Annotated in this window: 3 protein-coding genes; all 3 read left to right on the top strand. The window is 55.7% G+C overall.

Features of this window, described 5'->3' with window-relative positions:
- Window positions 1–165 precede the first annotated feature (165 nt).
- Window positions 166–1,602 (top strand): MBL fold metallo-hydrolase, encoded by a 1,437-nt coding sequence (locus NH344_RS17975; RefSeq protein WP_253028273.1) that lies wholly within the window; start codon window positions 166–168, stop codon window positions 1,600–1,602.
- A 93-nt stretch (window positions 1,603–1,695) separates the two neighbouring features.
- Entirely contained in the window at window positions 1,696–2,913 is a 1,218-nt protein-coding gene (locus tag NH344_RS17980) for an O-antigen ligase family protein (protein ID WP_253028274.1), read from the top strand.
- 155 nt (window positions 2,914–3,068) lie between these two features.
- A partial coding sequence (locus NH344_RS17985) for a helix-turn-helix domain-containing protein (protein ID WP_253028275.1) occupies window positions 3,069–3,324 on the top strand: 256 nt, incomplete at its 3' end.

A 3,324-nucleotide genomic window follows, 5' to 3' on the forward strand; every position in this document is an offset into this window, starting at 1 on the left:
TGTGTAAGACCGGCAGTGCCAAGGCATTGAAGGCAACGAACATCGAAGCAGGAACCAGGAAGGTAACGACCTGGGAATCCCCTTCCTTTCCGCCGCAAGGCGGCAGCGCAAGCTGAGGGAGGGGAGGGTGTCAAGAGTATCCTGTTCGGTAATAAGGTGCTAAACATGTCGTTAGCTGCTTCTTTAGAACCTCTTTCTCGGCTTGTTCACCGCGGAGGCGCTAGCGGCGTAACAGGTAGTTGTCATCAACTCCTTTATGGTGATCACCATTCGCTGTTAATTGATTGCGGCCTTTTCCAGGGTGAAGATGCCGAGCAGGATGAGTTTAAGCAGTTAACCATCGATTTTGATATTAAAACTATCGATGCGTTAGTGATTACCCATGTGCATATCGACCACGTTGGGCGCTTGCCTTATTTGTTGGCCGCCGGGTTTGCGGGGCCGATTTTCTGCTCCAAGCCATCGGCCAAGCTGCTGCCGCTGGTCATCGAAGACGCCTTAAAGATTGGCTTTACCCGCGATGCTCGGTTAATTGAGCAGTTTTTGCAGCGGGTGGAACAGCAGCTAGTGCCATTAGCGTTTGGTAAATGGCATAACGTCACATCAACACCTACTTGCCATGTGAACATGAAGCTCCAGCGCGCGGGGCATATTTTAGGCTCCAGCTATGTGGAGGTTGCCTTGCGCGACCCTCTCAACAAGCGGCGGCAGCGGGTGGTGTTTTCAGGTGATTTGGGTGCTGCCAACTCTCCCTTGCTGCCAGCACCAAAAGCCCCTGCTAAAGCGGATGTGCTGGTGTTGGAATCTACCTATGGCAATCGCCTGCACGAAGGCCGCTTGGATAGAGCCGCTAAGCTAAAACAGGCCATTGAGCGCGCGCTCCATAATAACGGCACGGTAATTGTGCCAGCGTTTAGCATTGGCCGTACCCAAGAGTTGCTATATGAGCTTGAGGGTATTATTCACCGTGCGGATAAGCAGTCACTGTGGAAGTCGTTAGAAATTATTGTCGATTCGCCGCTGGCGGCGCGCTTTACCCAGGTGTACCGAGACCTCAAGCCGTTTTGGGACAGCGAGGCGCAAACCCGAGTTCGCGCTGGCCGTCATCCGCTGAGCTTTGCATCGCTCTACACAGTGGATAGCCACGCAACCCATGAGCAAACGGTGCGCTATTTAGCCGAAAGCGGGCGGCCTGCGGTGGTGATTGCTGCTAGCGGCATGTGTGCCGGTGGGCGGGTGGTGAGCTATTTAAAAGCTATGCTGGGTGATGCGCGCCATCAGGTGCTGTTTGTCGGTTACCAAGGCGCTGGCACGCCAGGGCGGGATATTCAGCGCTATGGCCCCCAGGGCGGCTGGGTGATGTTGGATGGCGAGCGTTATGACATTAAAGCGGGGGTGACCACCATCAGTGGCTACTCTGCCCACGCGGATCAAGCGGGGTTATTGGGCTTTGTTAAGCAGATGCGCCACTGGCCCCGTAGCATCCATTTGGTACACGGGGATGCCGAGGCCAGAAGGGCGCTAAAAGTGGCGCTTGAATCGTTAGCCGCTAAGCACGGTAAGGCGCTGAAGGTAACGTTACCGGTGAATCAGCCAGAGTAGCTAGGTTGGGGCTATGCTACTATCAGCGGCTTTATGACGCTGGTTAGGTTAGTGACCTGTATGTTAAGCCCCTATGTTCTCCGTTCTGAGCCGTTGTCTCACGTTACCAGTCTCGCTGTGTTTTTGATGGGCGCGCTGGCGCTGGTGGTGCCTTCCGGTTACTCGATTGGCCCTGTACTGCTCCTGCTGGCGAGCACTGCCCTGCTATTTAAACGCTTTAAGTGCTCCTCCTTTGTGCTGCTCCCCCAAGACCGCTGGATCATCGTAGCGTTAGTGGCCTACGGCCTGGTGGTGGGCGTTATGTCGGCGGTTGAGCTTGGTTCTCGTGGTTTTGATAGGCCGCTGCGCTTTTTATTGGCCATCCCGGTGCTGCTGCTGATATTGCGCTACCCGCCGCGTTTAAGCTGGCTATGGGGTGGGGTGGCGCTAGGCGCTATTGGCGCCGGAAGTTTGGCGCTGTGGTTGAAGCTCGTAGAGGGCGTTGCGCGGGCGAGTGGCTTTCTGCACGCGATCCAGTTTGGCAATTTAAGCATGCTAATGGGCGTGCTGTGCTTTGCAGGCTTGGGCTGGGCGGTGGTTCAGCGCCAACGTCATGCGTGGGTTGCCTTGCTACTGCTGGGGGCTTTGCTGGGGATGCTGGGCTCGTTAATGTCCGGCAGCCGTGGCGGCTGGGTGGGGCTGCCGGTGGTCGCGTATATACTTTACCGTGGCTATGGCCGCCAGTTACCGATGGCGATAAAAGCAGGAGCGGTAGGGGCGGCGCTTGCCTTAGTTGCAACAGTCTATTTGCTGCCGCAAACGGGAGTTCAGCAGCGGGTTGAGGCTGCTGTTAGCGATATTAGCCACTATGTATCCGGTACTGAAACTGATACATCGCTGGGCTTGCGTTTTGAAATGTGGCGCGGGGCTGCTCAGTTAATTGCCGAGCGGCCACTGCTGGGCTGGGGCGAGGCTGGCTATCGTGAGGCTTTGGGGGAGCTAGGCGAGCAAGGTGTTATCTCCCCCGTGGCGGCGGAGTTTGGCCATGCCCATAACGAGTTTATCGATGCCTTTGCCAAACGAGGGCTGGTAGGCCTGGCCGTGCTGCTCATGCTTTATATGATCCCGATGAGGATGTTTGCCCCTAGCTTATCGCACCCTGATTTGCCCACTCGCTCATTGGCGGTAGCGGGCACGCTGTTACCGGTGGCATTTATTGATTTTGGTTTATCGCAAACTTTTTTGGCCCATAACAGCGGCGCTACTTTCTATGCGTTTTGGTTAGCGGTGCTATGGGGGAGTTATCGTGCAAGAAGGAGAATTGTGTCGTAAAGGCCGGGTAGGGAAATAAAGCTGGGTGCGCGGCACCCAGCTTTATCAGTTTGCGCGGAAAACCTCGTACTTTTGGTGCGAGGATGGATAGCGCGGCGTCCGCCAGGACGCCTTGTGTTTTGCATCCTTACAATATTTCGTCTAAAGTGTAAATCATGAAAGCCGAACGCGCCTACCAATACCGCCTCTATCCCACGCCTGAGCAAGCAGCCTTGCTGGCGCGAACGTTTGGGTGCGTGCGGTTTGTCTGGAACGCGGTGCTGCGCTATCGCACCGACGCGTTCTATCAGCGTCAGGAAAAGATCGGCTATAACGATGCCAGCGCGTTCCTAACACAGTTAAAGAAGCAGCCGGACACCGCCTTTCTAGCCGAGGTTAGTTCGGTGCCACTGCAACAATGCTTGCGCCATC

Origin of the sequence: Halomonas sp. Ps84H-12 (assembly GCF_024124725.1) — a bacterium.
Taxonomy (GTDB): Bacteria; Pseudomonadota; Gammaproteobacteria; order Pseudomonadales; family Halomonadaceae; genus Vreelandella; species Vreelandella aquamarina.